The 15,684-nt window shown below is 74.1% G+C and carries 12 protein-coding genes; 7 read left to right on the plus strand and 5 right to left on the minus strand.

The window, feature by feature from the left end:
• Positions 1 to 2,834, minus strand: a 2,834-nt coding sequence (locus Q8W71_RS22405; RefSeq protein ID WP_305527628.1) for a PAS domain-containing hybrid sensor histidine kinase/response regulator, incomplete at its 3' end; no start/stop codon positions are given.
• A gap of 274 nt (positions 2,835 to 3,108) precedes the next feature.
• On the opposite strand from Q8W71_RS22405, the gene pyk reads away from it, so the two are divergent.
• Positions 3,109 to 4,545 carry a pyruvate kinase gene (pyk, locus tag Q8W71_RS22410; RefSeq protein WP_305527629.1) on the plus strand — a complete coding sequence of 479 codons (1,437 nt, stop codon included), beginning with the start codon at positions 3,109 to 3,111 and terminating at the stop codon, positions 4,543 to 4,545.
• A 9-nt stretch (positions 4,546 to 4,554) separates the two neighbouring features.
• Here the strand turns inward: pyk and Q8W71_RS22415 are convergent, their stop codons facing one another.
• The 3 genes from Q8W71_RS22415 to ykgO all read right to left on the minus strand — a co-directional run bounded on the left by Q8W71_RS22415 (position 4,555) and on the right by ykgO (position 6,465).
• Positions 4,555 to 5,538 (minus strand): alpha/beta fold hydrolase, encoded by a 984-nt coding sequence (locus Q8W71_RS22415; RefSeq protein WP_305527630.1) that lies wholly within the window; start codon positions 5,536 to 5,538, stop codon positions 4,555 to 4,557.
• 26 nt (positions 5,539 to 5,564) lie between these two features.
• The gene (locus Q8W71_RS22420; RefSeq protein ID WP_305527631.1) at positions 5,565 to 6,194 is read right to left on the minus strand and encodes a tetratricopeptide repeat protein; all 630 of its coding nucleotides are present in this window, start codon (positions 6,192 to 6,194) and stop codon (positions 5,565 to 5,567) included.
• Positions 6,195 to 6,339: 145 nt separating this feature from the next.
• Positions 6,340 to 6,465, minus strand: coding sequence for a type B 50S ribosomal protein L36 (gene ykgO / locus Q8W71_RS22425; protein WP_238207227.1), 126 nt, complete (start codon positions 6,463 to 6,465; stop codon positions 6,340 to 6,342).
• 416 nt (positions 6,466 to 6,881) lie between these two features.
• Between ykgO and kaiC the strand changes: the two genes are divergently transcribed.
• Genes kaiC through Q8W71_RS22445 form a run of 4 tightly spaced genes read left to right on the plus strand, consistent with a single transcriptional unit; the run spans position 6,882 to position 10,964 of the window.
• Positions 6,882 to 8,570 carry a circadian clock protein KaiC gene (gene kaiC, locus Q8W71_RS22430; protein WP_305527632.1) on the plus strand — a complete coding sequence of 563 codons (1,689 nt, stop codon included), beginning with the start codon at positions 6,882 to 6,884 and terminating at the stop codon, positions 8,568 to 8,570.
• Positions 8,567 to 8,908: a circadian clock KaiB family protein gene (locus Q8W71_RS22435; RefSeq protein ID WP_305527633.1), complete on the plus strand. Its 342-nt coding sequence runs from the start codon at positions 8,567 to 8,569 to the stop codon at positions 8,906 to 8,908. The genes kaiC and Q8W71_RS22435 overlap by 4 nt, the downstream gene beginning before the upstream one ends.
• Positions 8,905 to 9,210, plus strand: coding sequence for a circadian clock KaiB family protein (locus Q8W71_RS22440; protein ID WP_305527634.1), 306 nt, complete (start codon positions 8,905 to 8,907; stop codon positions 9,208 to 9,210). Before Q8W71_RS22435 ends, Q8W71_RS22440 begins: the two co-directional genes overlap by 4 nt.
• Positions 9,207 to 10,964 carry a PAS domain-containing hybrid sensor histidine kinase/response regulator gene (locus Q8W71_RS22445; RefSeq protein ID WP_305527635.1) on the plus strand — a complete coding sequence of 586 codons (1,758 nt, stop codon included), beginning with the start codon at positions 9,207 to 9,209 and terminating at the stop codon, positions 10,962 to 10,964. Before Q8W71_RS22440 ends, Q8W71_RS22445 begins: the two co-directional genes overlap by 4 nt.
• Positions 10,965 to 10,980: 16 nt before the next feature.
• On the opposite strand, the gene ubiG is transcribed toward Q8W71_RS22445, so the two are convergent.
• Complete coding sequence (gene ubiG, locus Q8W71_RS22450) at positions 10,981 to 11,730, minus strand: bifunctional 2-polyprenyl-6-hydroxyphenol methylase/3-demethylubiquinol 3-O-methyltransferase UbiG (protein WP_305527636.1); 750 nt, start codon at positions 11,728 to 11,730, stop codon at positions 10,981 to 10,983.
• 199 nt (positions 11,731 to 11,929) lie between these two features.
• Here ubiG and Q8W71_RS22455 point away from each other — a divergent pair, with 199 nt between their 5' ends.
• On the plus strand, positions 11,930 to 13,165 hold the full coding sequence (locus tag Q8W71_RS22455) for an aspartate kinase (protein ID WP_305527637.1): 1,236 nt from the start codon (positions 11,930 to 11,932) through the stop codon (positions 13,163 to 13,165).
• 154 nt (positions 13,166 to 13,319) lie between these two features.
• Positions 13,320 to 15,581 (plus strand): phosphoenolpyruvate--protein phosphotransferase, encoded by a 2,262-nt coding sequence (gene ptsP / locus Q8W71_RS22460; RefSeq protein ID WP_305527638.1) that lies wholly within the window; start codon positions 13,320 to 13,322, stop codon positions 15,579 to 15,581.
• Positions 15,582 to 15,684: the final 103 nt, after the last annotated feature.

The raw sequence follows: 15,684 nt of genomic DNA on the forward strand, positions 1-15,684 counted from the left end.
GCCGCGGTGTCGGCGTATCCGGTGATGAACAGGACCTTGAGGGCGGGGCGGCGGGCGCGGCCGGCATCGGCCATCTGCCGGCCGTTCATGCCCCCGGGCAGGCCGACATCGGTCACCAAGAGGTCGACCCGCACGTCCGAGTGCAGCACCCGCAACCCCGCCGCGCTGTCGCCCGCCTCGATCGCCGTGTAGCCCAGATCCTCCAGAACCTCGGTCACCAGCATCCGCACCGTCGGCTCGTCGTCCACCACCAGGACCGTCTCCCCCCGCTCGGCGCGCGGCGCCGCCCCCGGGCCGGCCACGGCGGCCGCCGCCTCCGCCGGGCCGTCGTGGCGCGGCAGGTACAGGCACACCCGCGTCCCCCGCCCGGGCGTCGAGGCGATCCGCACCTGCCCGCCCGACTGCCGGGCGAAGCCGTAGATCATCGACAGGCCCAGCCCCGTGCCCTGGCCGGTCGGCTTGGTGGTGAAGAACGGGTCGAAGGCGCGCGCCACCACCTCCGGGCTCATCCCCGTGCCGGTGTCGGCCACGCACAGCGACAGGTACGCCCCCGGCGGGATCGCGTCGCCGGCCGGGACGTCCCCGGCGCGGGCGGCGGCTTCGTCGAGGCGGCGGTTGGCGGTGACGATGGTGATGCGGCCGCCCTCGGGCATGGCGTCGCGGGCGTTGAGGCAGAGGTTGAGCAGCGCGTTCTCGAGCTGGTGCGGGTCGACCAGCGCCGGCCACAGGTCGGGGTCGGGATCGGTCTCGATGCGCACGGCCGGGCCGACGGTGCGGCGGATCAGCTCCTCCATGCCGGCGACCAGGCGGTTGACGTCGGTGGCGCGGGGGTCGAGCGTCTGGCGGCGGGAGAAGGCGAGCAGGCGGTGGGTGAGGGCGGCGGCGCGCTGGGCGGCGCCTTGCGCGGCGGCCATGTAGCGGTCGACGTCCTTGAGCCGGCCCTGGCCGATGCGGGTCTGCATCAGCTCCAGCGAGCCGGTGATGCCCGCGAGCAGATTGTTGAAGTCGTGCGCCAGCCCGCCCGTGAGCTGGCCCACCGCCTCCATCTTCTGGGCCTGACGCAGGGCTTCCTCCGCCCGCATCAGCTCCGCCGTGCGCGCCGCGACGCGGCTCTCCAGCGTGTCGGTGAGCGCCCGGAGCTGGGCGATGGCGCGGTCGCGCTCGGCTTCCGCCGCCCGGCGCCCCTCCACGTCGATCAGCACGCCGGGGAAGCGCAGCGGCGTGCCGTCCGGGCCGCGTTCGACCCGCCCGTTCGCCTCCAGCCAGTAGTACTTCCCGTCGGCGCGGCGCACCCGGTACTGGTGGGCGTAGGGACCGCCGCGGGCGACCGCGTCGGCGATCGCCGCGGCGAGCCCCGGCTTGTCGTCGGGGTGCACCGTCTCGACCACCTGGGCGAGGCTCAGCCCGTCCCGGCCGAGCGCCGGGTCGAGGCCGAAATTGCGCGCGAACGCCTCGTCGACCGTGAAGCGGTCGCTCGGCAGGTCCCAGACCCACGTTCCGATGATCGCCCCGGCCGAGAGGGCGAGCTGCACCCGCTCGGCGTATTCCCGGGCGAGCGCCTCGCTCTCGCGCAGCCGCCGCTCGATCGCCACCCGCTCGGTCACGTCGAGTTCGGCGACCACGCCGCCGATCACCGCCCCCCCGGCGTCGCGGATCGGCGCGGCGTTGTTGAGGAAGAGCCGACGGCCGCCGCCGTCGAAGCGCGCGCACTCGACCAACTCGTCGCGCACGGTCTCGCCGCTGCGCAGGGCCCGGGCCATGGCCCAGTCCTCGGCGCGCAGGCGGGCGCCGGTCTCGGGCCGGTAGCCCACCCAGTCGCCGTACTGCTCCCAGTTCAGGGTCTCGGGGGGCATCCCCCAGATGTCGCGGTTGGCGGCGTTGTCGCGCAGGATCCGCCCGTCCGCGTCGGCGATGATCACCCCGACCGGCAGCGCTTCCAGGGTCGCGGCGAGGAAGGCCTCACTGCGGCGCAGGCTCTCCTCGGCCTCGCGCCGGGCGGTGACGTCGCGGTAGAACACGGCCAGCCCCTCCGGCACGGGGTAGGCGCGCATGTCGATCCAGGCCGAGCGCCCGTCGGGCCACGCGTAGCGGTGCTCCAGCGCCACCGGCACGCCGCCGTCCAGGGCGCGCCGGTAGGCGTCGAGCAGGGCGGGCTCGGCGTCGGGATGGACCTCCGCGTGGGGCCGGCCGACCACCGCCGCGCGCGGGCGGCGCTCCATCCGCATCGCCTCGGCGTTCATGGCGACGATCCGGAGGTCGCGGTCGATGAGCGCGAACGCCTCGCCCATGTTGTCGAGCACGCCCTGCGCCCGGTCGCGCTCGGCGCGCAGTGCCGTCTCCGCCTCCTGCCGCCGCCGCTCGGCGACCACCCGCTCGGTGGTCTCGTTGGTGAAGATGAACAGGCCGGCGATCCGGCCGTCGCCGTCGAGCACCCGGGAGTAGGAGAAGGTGAACCACGTGTCGGCGGCGCCGCGGTCGGTGTCGAGCCGCCACGGCAGGTCGTCGAACCGGCGGCTGCGCCCGGCGAAGGCGTCGTCGATGATCGGCTTCGCCTGCTCCCAGGCGTCGGCCCAGACCCGGTCGAAGCGCTCGCCCGTCGCCCAGGCGATCCGGGGCCCGAGCAGCGGGATGTAGGTGTCGTTGAAGAAGAAGTGCAGCTCCGGCCCCCAGGCCAGGATCATGCTCTCGGGCGAGTTCAGCACGAGGCTGAGCGCGACGCGCAGGGCCTCCGGCCAGCCCTCGGGGGGTCCGAGCGGGTGGCCGGACCAGTTGCGGGCCCGGATCAGCCGGGCGGCCTCGCCGCCGCCGGCGAGGAAGGGGAGGGCGTCGCTCATGGATCCTGGGACGGCCTCACCACGGTGGTTCACGAGCGGCGCGCGCCGGCCTCCGCGAGCCGGCCGCCCTGGCCCGGGCGTACCGCGTGGTCCGGCGGTCGCGCCGCGGCCTAACACCGGCGCGGGCGGAGCGCAAAAATCCGTTGCGGCCCGGGTCAAGGATTCCCGACCCGGGCCGCCCTTGACGCCGCCGCGCCGCGGATGCTCAGACCCGGGCCGGGCGTGACCCCCGGCGGCACCGGCCCGGCGGGCGGGGCCGCCGGAGGAAGCCCGCTTGAAACGTTCCCGCCGCACCAAGATCGTCGCGACCCTCGGGCCCGCCTCCGACACGCCGGAGATGATCGAGCGGCTGTTCCGCGCGGGCGTCGACGTGTTCCGGCTCAACATGAGCCACCTGCCCCGGGAGAAGCTGCCGGAGAAGGTCGAGGCGATCCGCGCCGTCGAGCGCGAGGCCAAGCGGCCGATCGGCATCCTCGTCGACCTCCAGGGCCCGAAGCTCCGGCTCGGGGTGTTCGCCGAGGGCGCGGCGATGCTGGAGGCGGGCGCATCCTTCGTCCTCGACGGCGACCCGACCCCGGGCGACGCGGCGCGCTGCCACCTGCCGCATCCCGAGATCCTCTCCGCCCTGGAACCCGGCCACGCGATCCTGCTCGACGACGGCAAGCTGCGGCTCGCGGTGGTCGAGGTGTCCGAGAACCGCGCGCTCACCCGCGTCGAGGTCGGCGGGCGCATCTCGAACCGCAAGGGCGTGTCGCTGCCCCACACGGTGGTGCCGCTGCCGGCGATGACCGACAAGGACCGCTCCGACCTGGAGGCGGGCTTGAGCGCGGGCGCCGACTGGATCGCCGTCTCGTTCGTGCAGCGCCCCGAGGACGTGGCCGAGGTCAGGCGCGTCTGCGCCGGCCGCGCCCTGGTGATGGCCAAGATCGAGAAGCCCCAGGCGCTCACCCGCCTCGACGAGATCATCGAGATCTCGGACGGGCTGATGGTCGCCCGCGGCGACCTCGGGGTCGAGATGCCGCTGGAGCAGGTGCCGGGCGTGCAGAAGCGCATCACCCGCGGCGCCCGCCGCTCCGGCAAGCCGGTGGTGGTAGCCACCCAGATGCTCGAATCGATGATCACCGCCCCGGTGCCGACCCGGGCCGAGGTCTCGGACGTGGCCACCGCGGTCTACGAGGGCGCCGACGCGGTGATGCTCTCGGCCGAGAGCGCGTCCGGCAGCTATCCCCTCGAAGCGGTGGCGACGATGAACCGGATCGCCGAGCAGGTGGAGCGGGACACGCTCTACTGGTCGATCATCCGCGCCCAGAACGCCACCCCCGACCAGACGGCGGCCGACGCCATCGCCGCGGCCGCCCACCAGATGGTCGACGCCCTCGACCTGACCGCGATCATGGCCTGGACCAATTCCGGCTCGACGGTGCTGCGCCTCACCCGCGAGCGGCCGAACGCCTCGGTGATCGCCCTCACGCCGCGCCGCGAGACCGCCCGGCGCCTCGCCATCGCCTGGGGGGCGCACCCGATCGTCACCAAGGACGCCAGCGACGTGGACGACATGGCCTTCCGCGCGGCGAAGTTCGCGGTGCGCGAGCGGTTCGCGGCGGTGGGCGACCGGGTGATCGTCGTAGCCGGCCTGCCCTTCGGCACACCCGGTGCGACGAACCTCGTGCGGCTCACCTTCATCACCCGGGAGCACGCCGAGAAGGCGTGAGGCCGGCGCTCACCGCCCGGCGGCCGTCTCCGCGAACCGGCCGACCTCCTCGGCCAGCCGCTCCGGCGCGGTGTAGTGCAGCATGTGCCCGACGCCCGGCAGCAGGACGAGGCGGGCGCCGGGGATCGCCGCGGCGAGGGGCTCAGCCTGCGCATCGGGCCGCACGACCGGGTCGGCCGCCCCGGAGACGATCAGGGTCGGGACCCGCAAAGCCCCGTAGCGCGGCGCCTGCGCCGCCAGCGCGGCCGGCAGGGCGACGAGATCCTGCACGCCGGCGAGCAGGGTGTTGGGCCGCAGCACCAGCGCGGCGCGGGCCCGCTCGCGGTAGACGGCCACCGGCGCCTCGGGCGCGAACACGTTCCGCGCCGCCGCGTCGAGGTAGAGGAGCGCGACCGGCGGGCCGATCGTCCGGCTGAGCAGCCACGCCACCGGCGGGGACAGGGCGAGCCGCCAGAACCAGGGCAGGGCGTCGCGGCGGGCGGGGAACGGCATCGCCACCGGCGCGGCGAGCGCGAGGCCCGCCACCCGCTCCGGGTGGTCGAGGGCCAGCGCCAGGGCCAGGGCGCCCGACCAGGAATGGCCGAACACCACGGCCGGGCCGACGCCCATGCCCGCGAGCGCCTCGGCGATGATCCGCGCCTGCGCGGCGGGGCTGGCCGCCGCGGCGCCGCCGAGGCGGTCGCTCCAGCCGAAGCCCGGCCGGTCGAAGGCGATCACCCGGAACCCCCTGTCCGCCAGCAGGCCGCCGATCCCCGCCATCGGGTCGGCGGCGTTGGCCGCGGCGCCGTGCAGCAGCACCACCGGGACCCCGTCCGGAGGCCCCGCCTGGAGCGTGGCGAGCCGGCCGCCCGCGACCGGGACGAACGGCCCCGCGGGCGGGTGGAGCGCGGCGACCCGCGCGGCGATGACGAGGCTCGCCGCCGCGCCCGCGGCCAGCGCGAGGCCGGCCAGCACGACGGGCAGGGCGAGGAGGACGAGGATTGCGGCGGCCACAGGCCGGACCCGACCCGCGGCCGGGCTCACAGGTCGCGGCCGTCGACCTCCGGCGCGAGGCGGTCGACGGCCTCGCGGACCTTCTCCATCTGCGGGTAGAGCCCCTGCGCCCGGCGGAAGGCGGCCAGCGCCCGGGCCTTGTCCTCCATCGACTCGTAGATCCGGCCGAGCGACGCCCAGGCCTCGAAGTGGCGCGGCTCCAGCACCAGCGCCCGCTGGAGGTCGGCCAGCGCGTCCGCCTTGTCGGACAGGAGCCAGAACACCGTCGCGCGCCGGTTCCAGCCCTCGGCCCAGGTCGGCTCCAGCGCCGTCACCCGGTCCATCAGCTCGGCGGCGAGCGGGAAGTCGTGGCTGGTCATCGCCTGCCGGGCGCGGTCGGTGAGCAGGTCGGCGGTGGCGCTGCCCGAGCGGTCGAGGCGGCGCTCGATCAGCCGGGCGATGCCCTTGGCCTCGGCCGGGTCCGCGCTGGCCTTCAGGCGGGCGAACAGGTCGTCGAGGCTCGGCGGCTTCGGCGCGGGCTTCTCCGGCGCCTCCCGGTCCGCCTTGCCCGGGCGTCCCCGCTCGGGCGCGGCCGGCGCGCCGCCCGCAATCAGCACCGCCGCGGCCAGCACCGCCGCGGCGACGAGGAGCGGGCGCAGGAGCGAGGTCGGGATCATGGCGCGAGCCTGCGCGCGCCGGGGCCGTCCGTCAACGCGCCCGAGCGACGCGCCGCGCGCGCGACGCGCACGGCAAAGCGGCCGCGCCCTCCCGGACGCGGCCGCCTCGAACTCGCGATCCGGACCGCCTGCGGCCGGAGAAGGCTCAGCCCTGGCGGGCCTTGAAGCGCTTCTGGGTCTTGTTGATGATGTAGACGCGGCCCTTGCGGCGCACGAGCTGGTTGTCCCGGTGGCGGCCGAGCAGGGACTTGAGGGAGTTGCGGATCTTCATCGGTCTCTCGGCCCGGCGGGGCCGCTCGAAAGGGGGCTTCGGGAACGTCCGGCCGGTCTCGGGACGCGCACCGCGCGCCCGGCGACGACGGCTCAGGCATCGCGGGATGGGCGCGGCCATATCAGGATTCGCCCTCGCGAGGCAAGCCGGGCCGGACAAGCCGGGCCGGATCCGCGGCGCGCGGCCCCCGCCCGTATTGCACCGGGGGGCCCGTTCCACTACCCGGTGGATCCTGCCGATGGATCCTGCATCGGCGCGCGGGGCGGCCCGACCGCGAACGGGCCCGGGCCGGGCTCGGCGGAGGCGCCCGGGGGACCGCGCGCATCGCCACCGCGCCGCGCCGGCGCGAAGCCGGGACGCGAGGGCAGGCGTCCCCGGCCTGCGGATCTGGCGCGCGCCTCAGAACCGGAACCGTCGTGCCCGAACCCCAAGCCGTCCCGAAGCTTCCCAAGGCGCCCACCGGCATCGCGGGCTTCGACGAGATCACCTTCGGCGGCCTTCCGGCCGGACGCCCCGCGCTGATCTGCGGCGCCGCGGGCTGCGGCAAGACGCTGTTCGCGACCACCTTCCTCGTGAACGGGGCGACGCTCTACGGCGAGCCCGGCGTGTTCATGAGCTTCGAGGAGCGGGCGGAGGATCTGGCCGCCAACGTCGCCTCGCTGGGCTACGACCTCGACGGCCTGATCGCGGCGGGCAAGCTCGCGATCGACCACGTCCGCGTCGAGCGCAGCGAGATCGAGGAGACCGGCGAGTACGACCTGGAGGGCCTGTTCATCCGCCTCGGCTTCGCGGTCGACAGCGTCGGCGCCAAGCGCGTGGTGCTCGACACGATCGAGACGCTGTTTTCCGGCTTCACCGACCCGTCGCTGCTCAGGGCCGAGCTGCGCCGCCTGTTCGGCTGGATCAAGGATCGGGGGCTCACGGCGGTCATCACCGGCGAGCGGGGCGACGGCCAGCTCACCCGCCAGGGCCTGGAGGAGTACGTCTCCGACTGCGTGGTGCTGCTCGACAACCGCGTGGCGGACCAGATCACCACCCGCCGCCTGCGGGTCGTGAAGTACCGCGGCTCGGCCCACGGCACCAACGAGTACCCGTTCCTGATCGACGAGGGCGGCATCAGCGTCCTGCCGGTCACCTCGGCCGACCTGAACTACGGGGTGGCGGAGGGGGTGATCTCGTCGGGCGTCGCCGGCCTCGACGCGATGCTCGGCCCCGGCGGGTTCTACCGCGGCACCAGCGTCCTGATCTCGGGTGAGGCGGGCACCGGCAAGACCATGCTGTCGTCGAGCCTGATCGACGCCGCCTGCGCCCGCGGCGAGCGCTGCCTCTCCTTCGTGTTCGAGGAGAGCGGCGCGCAGATCTGCCGCAACGCCCGCTCCATCGGCCTCGACCTCGCCCGCCACGAGGCGAGCGGTCTCCTGCGCTTCGAGGCGGCGCGCCCGACCCTGTTCGGGCTGGAGATGCACCTCGCGCGCATGCACCGCGACATCGACCGGTTCCGTCCAGACGTGGTGGTGATCGACCCGCTCTCGGCCCTGCGCGGCCCGACGAGCGAGTTGCAGGCGACCCTGCTGCGGATGATCGACCTCCTGAAGGGCCGCGGCATCACCGCGGTGTTCACCAGCCTGCGCCAGGAGGGCGTCGTCGAGGCCGCCGACGATCTCGGCGTGTCCTCGCTGATGGACACGTGGATCAAGCTGCTCAACGTCGAGGCGAACGGCGAGCGCACCCGGACGCTCTACGTCATCAAGGCGCGCGGCATGAGCCACTCGCACCAGGTGCGGGAGTTCCTGATGTCGGGGGACGGGATCCGGCTGGTCGACGCCTACATGGGCCCCGCCGGGGTCCTGACCGGCACGGCCCGCCTCGTGCAGGAGGCGCACGAGCGGGCGGAATCCCTGCGCCGCCGGCAGGAGACGGAGCGGCGCGTCCGCGACGCGGCGCGGCGGCGCGCGGCGATCGAGCGCCAGATCGCCGAACTGCACGCCGGCCTCGACGCGGTGGCGGACGAGGAGCGCCTGCTGCGGGACGAGGACGCGCTGCGCGAGACGGCGCTGGCGGACGAGCGGGACGAGCTGCGGGCGAGACGGAGCAGGGCGGAATGAGCGGCGACATCTCCCAGGCCGGCGAACCGGAGGCGGATCCCGACGGCGATCCCGGCCACTACCACCTGCGCCTCTACGTCGCCGGGCAGACCGCCAAGTCGCTCGCCGCCATGAAGAACCTCCAGCGGTTCTGCGAGGAGCACCTCGCGGGGCGCTACGACATCGAGGTCGTGGACCTGATGAAGAACCCGCAGCTCGCGGCCGGGGACCAGATCCTGGCGATCCCGACCCTGGTGCGGCGCCTGCCCTCGCCGCTGAAGCGGATCATCGGCGACCTGTCCAACACCGAGAAGGTGCTCGTCGGGCTCGACATCCGCCCGAAGGACGACCGGCCTTGACCGGCGACGCCGCGCCGGGCCGCTACCTCCTGCGCCTGTTCGTCGCCGGCACGGCGCCCCGCTCCCTGCGCACGGTCGAGAGCCTGCGCCGGATCTGCGAGGCGCACCTCGCCGGCCGCTACGAGCTGGAGGTGATCGACATCTATCAGCAGCCGGAACTGGCCGAGCGCGACGGCGTCGTCGCCGCCCCGACGCTGGTCCGGGCCGCCCCGGCTCCCGTGCGCCGGATCACCGGCGACCTGTCGGACCCGGGGCGCATCCTGCGCGGCCTCGATCCGTCGCTGGCGGAGGCGCGCCTATGACCGGCCTCGACGACCTGCTCCCGGGCGGCGAGCCGACGCCGGAGGCCTACCGCGCGCATATCCGCGAGCTGGAAGCGCGGCTGGAGGAGAGCGAGGAGACGCTGGCCGCGATCCGCCGGGGCGATTTCGACGCGGTGGTGGTCGAGGGGCCGAACCACGAGCGGCTGGTCTACACCCTGGAGAACGCCGACCGGCCGTACCGGGTGCTGATCGAGCAGATCCAGGAAGGGGCCTTCACCCTCGGGCCGGACGGGGCGCTGCTCTACTGCAACCGGCGGTTCGCCGAGATGCTGGACATCCCCCAGGAGCGGCTGATCGGGCAGGCCCTGCGCCGGCTGGTGGTCGATCCCGGGGCCCTCGATCGCATGGCCGGCGCGGCGCTGGACGAGCCCGCCCGCGACGAGGTCTGCCTGCGGGCGGCCGACGGCGCCGAGCGGCCGGCCCACCTGTCGCTCAGCCGGCTCGACCGGCAGGACGGCCAGACGCTGCTCTGCGGCGTCCTCACCGATCTGACCGAGCAGACCCGCCACCTGCGCGCGCTCGCCGAGGCCAACACCCGGCTCCAGTCCGAGAGCCAGGAGCGCGAGCGCGTCGAGGAAGCCCTGCGGCAGTCGCAGAAGCTGGAGGCGGTGGGCCAGCTCACCGGCGGCGTCGCCCACGACTTCAACAACCTGCTGACCGTCATCAAGTCCTCGACCGACCTGCTGAAGCGGCCCGACCTCGCCGAGGAGCGCCGCCGCCGCTACGTCGAGGCGATCTCCGACACGGTGGACCGGGCGGCCAAGCTCACCGGCCAGCTCCTCGCCTTCGCCCGGCGGCAGGCGCTCAAGCCCGAGGTGTTCGAGGTCGGCGCCGCCCTGCGCGCGGTCGCCGAGATGCTCGACTCGGTCACCGGCGCGCGCATCGCGGTGACGGTGAGCGCGCCGCCCGAGCCGTGCTACATCCGCGCCGACCTCAGCCAGTTCGAGACCGCGCTGATCAACATGGCGGTCAACGCCCGCGACGCGATGTCCGGCGAGGGCGCGCTGACCCTGAAGCTCGTGGCCGGCCGGCCGATGCCCCGGATCCGCGGCCACGCCGGCTCTCAGAGCGCCTTCGCGGCGGTGTCGCTCACCGATACCGGCGCCGGCATCGCCCCGGAGGTGCTGCCGCGCATCTTCGAGCCGTTCTTCACCACCAAGGAGATCGGCAAGGGCACCGGCCTCGGGCTCAGCCAGGTGTTCGGCTTCGCCAAGCAGTCGGGCGGCGACGTGGACGTGCACAGCGCGCTCGGCGCCGGCACGAGCTTCACCCTGTACCTGCCGGAGGTCGAGCCGCCGCAGGAGGCGGAGGCCGCCGACGGCGCGCCGGGGACGCCCGAGCCCGGCGGCCTGTGCATCCTCGTGGTGGAGGACAACGTCGAGGTCGGCCGCTTCGCCACCCAGATCCTCCAGGATCTCGGCCACGACACGGTCTGGGTGACGAACGGGGAGGAGGCGCTGGCGGAGCTGGAGAAGGTCCCCTTCCGCTTCGACGCGGTGTTCTCCGACGTGGTGATGCCGGGCATGGGCGGGATCGCGCTGGCAGAAGAACTGCGGCGGCGGCGCCCCGACCTGCCGGTGGTGCTCACCTCCGGCTACAGCCACGTGCTGGCCCAGGAGGGCGCGCACGGCTTCACGCTGGTGCAGAAGCCCTACTCGGTCGAGCAGCTCTCGCGGGTGCTGCGCGAGGCGGTCAGCCGCCACCGGCGCGCCGCCGCGGCCGGCCCGCGCTGAGACCGGCCCGCCCCGCTCAGGCGGGGCGCTCGGCGTCCAGCATGTAGTTGACTGCCGCGTCGCGGCTCGGGCGCCAGCCCCCGGTCAGCGGGTTGAACACCACGCCGACCGTCTCCCCGACGGCGAGGCCGCCCGCGCGGATCGCCCGCGACAGCTCGTCGGGGGTGACGAACTTCTCCCAGTCGTGCGTGCCCCGCGGCAGCCAGCCCAGCACGTACTCGGCCCCGACGATGGCGAGCGCGAAGGAGCGCAGGGTCCGGTTGATCGTCGCCGCGAAGAGCTGCCCGCCGGGGCGCACCGCGGCGCAGGCGGTCCGCACGAAGGCGGGCATGTCGGAGACGTGCTCGACCACCTCCATGATCAGCACCGCGTCGAAGGTCCGCCCGGAGGCGACCAGGGCCTCGATCGTCTCCGCCCGGTAGTCGACCGGGACGCCCGCGGCCTCGGCATGCGCCCGGGCCACGGCGAGGTTGTTCGCGGCCGGATCGAGCCCGGTCACCGTGGCGCCGAGGCGGGCGAGCGGCTCGGACAGCACGCCGCCGCCGCAGCCCACGTCGCAGATCGTCAGGCCCTCCAGCGGGAACGGCGCCTCCGGGTCGCGCCCGTGGCGGCGGCACAGGGCGTCCCGGATATGGGCGACGCGCACGGGATTGAAGCGGTGCAGCACCCGCATCGGCCCGGCCTCGTCCCACCACGTGGCGGCGAGCGCGTCGAACCGCGCCACCTCGCCCCGGTCGATGAAGCCGCCCGCGCTTTCGCCCACCATCGGCCACCCACCCTCAACACCGTGTCCCGGCCGCCGCATAGCACGCCGCCGGTCGCCCGTCCCGGGCGCGCCGGGGCCATGCCGAGGGGCATGCCGAGGGGCATGCTTGGCCGGACGTTGACTCCGGTCCGGGCCGCTTGTACCCGCCGGGCGCCGGCCGGGTCCGGCCGCCACCCGGCACCGGAAACGCGAAGGGACCATGCCCCGTCTGGTGATGAAATTCGGCGGGACCTCCGTCGCCAACGTCGAGCGCATCCGCAACGTCGCCCGCCACGTCGCCCGCGAGGTCGCGGCCGGCTACGACGTGGCGGTGATCGTCTCGGCGATGTCGGGCAAGACCAACGAGCTGGTCGACTGGATGAAGGACGCCGATCCTCTCTACGACGCCGCCGAGTACGACGCGGTGGTGGCGTCCGGCGAACTCGTCACCGCCGGCCTGCTGGCCACCGCCCTGCGCAAGGACGGGATCGCCGCCCGCTCCTGGCAGGGCTGGCAGATCCCGGTGCTGACCAGCGACGCCCACGGCTCGGCCCGCATCGCCGACATCCCGGCCGCCAACCTGGAGGCCGGGTTCGCCCGCGGCGAGGTGGCGGTGATCGCGGGCTTCCAGGGGATGCACGCCGAGACCGGCCGGGTCACGACCCTCGGGCGCGGCGGCTCGGACACCTCGGCGGTGGCGGTCGCCGCGGCGATCGGCGCGGAGCGCTGCGACATCTACACCGACGTCGACGGCGTCTACACCACCGACCCGCGGATCGTGCCGAAGGCGCAGCGCATGGAGCGCGTGACCTTCGAGGAGATGCTGGAGATGGCCTCGCTCGGGGCCAAGGTGCTCCAGGTCCGCTCCGTGGAGCTCGCCATGGTGCACCGGGTGCCGACCACCGTGCGCTCCTCCTTCGACCCGCCGGACGCGGCGCGCCCGGGCACCCTCATCTGCGACGAGGACCAGATCGTGGAACAGCAGATCATCACCGGGATCGCGTTCTCGCGCGACGAGGCGCAGATCACCCTGCGCAAGGTCAAGGACAGCCCCGGCGTCGCCGCGGCGATCTTCGGCCCGCTGGCGGACGCCAACATCAACGTCGACATGATCATCCAGACCGTGTCCGGCGACGCCTCGACCACCGACATGACCTTCACGGTGCCGACGGCCGAGTACGGGCGCTCGCGGGCGATCCTCGACGCGGCGCGCGAGACGATCGGCTACGCCCAGATCGAGGGCGCCACCGACGTGGTCAAGGTCTCGGCGATCGGCGTCGGCATGCGCAGCCACGCGGGCGTCGCCGCCAAGGCCTTCCGGGCGCTCGCCGAGAAGGGCATCAACATCCGCGCGATCACCACATCCGAGATCAAGTTCTCCGTGCTGATCGAAGCGGCCTATACCGAGCTTGCGGTGCGGACGCTGCACTCGCTATACGGCCTCGACCGAAACTGAAGGTTGCGGCGGAACGATCCGCCGGACCATAGGTCTTGATTTTAGGGATCCGCGCGGCCAACGCGGGGGTTCCGGCGGCACCCTCCCGGGTTGGCGCCGAGGTTGCAGGGCGATCGACGCCACGGCCGCCCGCCGACGCTGGAACGACGAGCCGATGCCCGCAACGCCCGGAGGACCGCGCCTGCTGCTGCGCCGCCTTCGCGAGGCGATGGCGGACCCGGTCGGCCCCCAGGCGCGCCTCGACCGGATCGTCGTCCTGATCGCCGCCAACGTGGTGGCCGAGGTCTGCTCGGTCTACGTCCTGCGCACCGACAACACCCTGGAGCTGTTCGCCACCGAGGGCCTGAACCGGGAGGCGGTGCACCTCACGCGGATGCGCGCCGACGAGGGCCTCGTCGGCCTGATCGCCTCCACCGCCGAGCCGCTGGCGCTCTCCGACGCCCAGAGCCACCCGGCCTTCTCCTACCGCCCCGAGACGGGCGAGGAGGCCTACCACGCCTTCCTCGGCGTGCCGCTCCTGCGGGCGGGCAACACGCTGGGCGTGCTCACCGTCCAGAACAAGACCTACCGGGTCTATTCCGAGGAGGAGATCGAGGCGCTCCAGACCACCGCGATGGTGCTCGCGGAGATGATCGCCTCGGGCGAGCTGGAGGGGCTCGCCACGGACACCGGCACCGCCGCCCGGCGCCCGCTGGTGGCCAAGGGCGTCGCGCTGGCCGACGGGATCGGCCTCGGCCACGTGGTGCTGCACGAGCCGCGCGTCGTCGTGAAGACCCTGATCGCCGAGAACGTCGAGCGCGAAGTCGAGCGCCTCGACGCGGCGATCGAGGGCGTGCGCTCGGCCATCGACGCGCTGGTGGAGCGCGGCGACCGGATCGGCACGGCGGATGCCCGCGAGGTGCTGGAGACGGTGCGGATGTTCGCCCACGACCAGGGCTGGCTGCGCCGGATGCGCGAGGCGGTGGCCTCCGGCCTCACCGCCGAGGCCGCCGTGGAGCGGGTGCAGTCCGACAACCGCGCGCGGATGATGCGCCAGAGCGACCCCTACCTGCGCGAGCGCCTGCACGACCTCGACGACCTCGCCAACCGCCTGCTGCGGGCGCTGACCGGCGACGCGGCCACCGGCGTGGGGCTGCTGCCCGAGAACGCGATCCTGGTGGCGCGCACCATGGGCCCGGCGGCGCTGCTCGACTACGAGGCCTCGACGCTGCGCGGCATCGTGCTGGAGGAGGGCGGTCCCACCAGCCACGTCGCCATCGTGGCCCGGGCGCTCGGCATCCCGGCGGTGGGCGAGGTCGAGAATGCCACCGCGCTGTGCGACGCGGGCGACGCGATCATCGTCGACGGCGTGGCCGGCGAGTTCCACGTCCGGCCCGGCCCCGAGGTCGAGGCGGCCTACGCCGAGATGGTGCGCCTGCGCGCCCGGCGGCAGGAGCAGTACCGGGCCCTGCGCGACGTGCCGGCCGTCACCCGCGACGGGGTGCATATCGGCCTGCACCTCAACGCCGGCCTGCTGATCGATTTCGGCCATTTGCACGAGACCGGCGCGGAGGGCGTCGGCCTGTTCCGCACCGAGTTGCAGTTCATGGTCGCGCAGCGCATGCCGACCGCGGCCGAGCAGCAGGAACTCTACCGCAAGGTGTTCGCGGCCTCGGGCGGCAAGCCGGTCACCGTGCGCACCCTCGACATCGGCGGCGACAAGATCCTGCCGTACATGGCGAAACTCGAGGAGGAGAACCCGGCGCTCGGCTGGCGGGCGATCCGCATCGGCCTCGACCGGCCGGGGCTGCTGCGGATGCAGCTCCGCGCGCTGCTCAAGGCCGCGGACGGGCGGCCCCTCAAGATCATGTTCCCGATGGTGGCCACCGTCGACGAGTTCGTCCGCGCCAAGGGCATCGTCGCCCGGGAGAAGGCGCATCTCAGCCGCCACGGCCACCGGCTCCCGAGCGAGTGCCGGCTCGGTGCCATGGTCGAGGTGCCCTCGCTGCTGTTCCAGATCGACGAGATCGCCCGGGAGGCCGACTTCCTCTCGGTCGGCTCGAACGACCTGATGCAGTTCCTGTTCGCCGTCGACCGCGAGAACCGCCGGGTCGCCGACCGGTTCGACCCGCTGAGCGTCGCCGCCCTGCGCGCCTTCCGGCTGATCGCCGAGCGCGCCGCGGCGGCCGGCTGCCCGGTCACCGTCTGCGGCGAGATCGGCGGGCGGCCCCTCGACGCGATGGCGCTGATCGGGCTGGGCTACCGCAACCTGTCGATGTCGCCGGCGGCGATCGGCCCGATCAAGGCGATGGTGCTGAGCCTCGACGCCGCCGCGGTGCGCGCGACGATCGAGGCCGAGATGGCCCGGATGCACGACGGCGATTCCCTGCGCCCGGTGCTCACCGCCTTCGCCCGCGCCCGGGGCGTGCCGGTCTAGGATTCCTCGTGCCCCGCCGCCGGCCTTGCGGACTCTTCGGCCGGGGTTGTACGGCGTCGCGGCGAACGGCGGTCGTGTCACCGCGAGACCGTCGACAGAGTCA

Origin of the sequence: Methylobacterium amylolyticum, assembly GCF_030700245.1 — a bacterium.
In the GTDB taxonomy this organism is placed as follows: Bacteria; Pseudomonadota; Alphaproteobacteria; order Rhizobiales; family Beijerinckiaceae; genus Methylobacterium.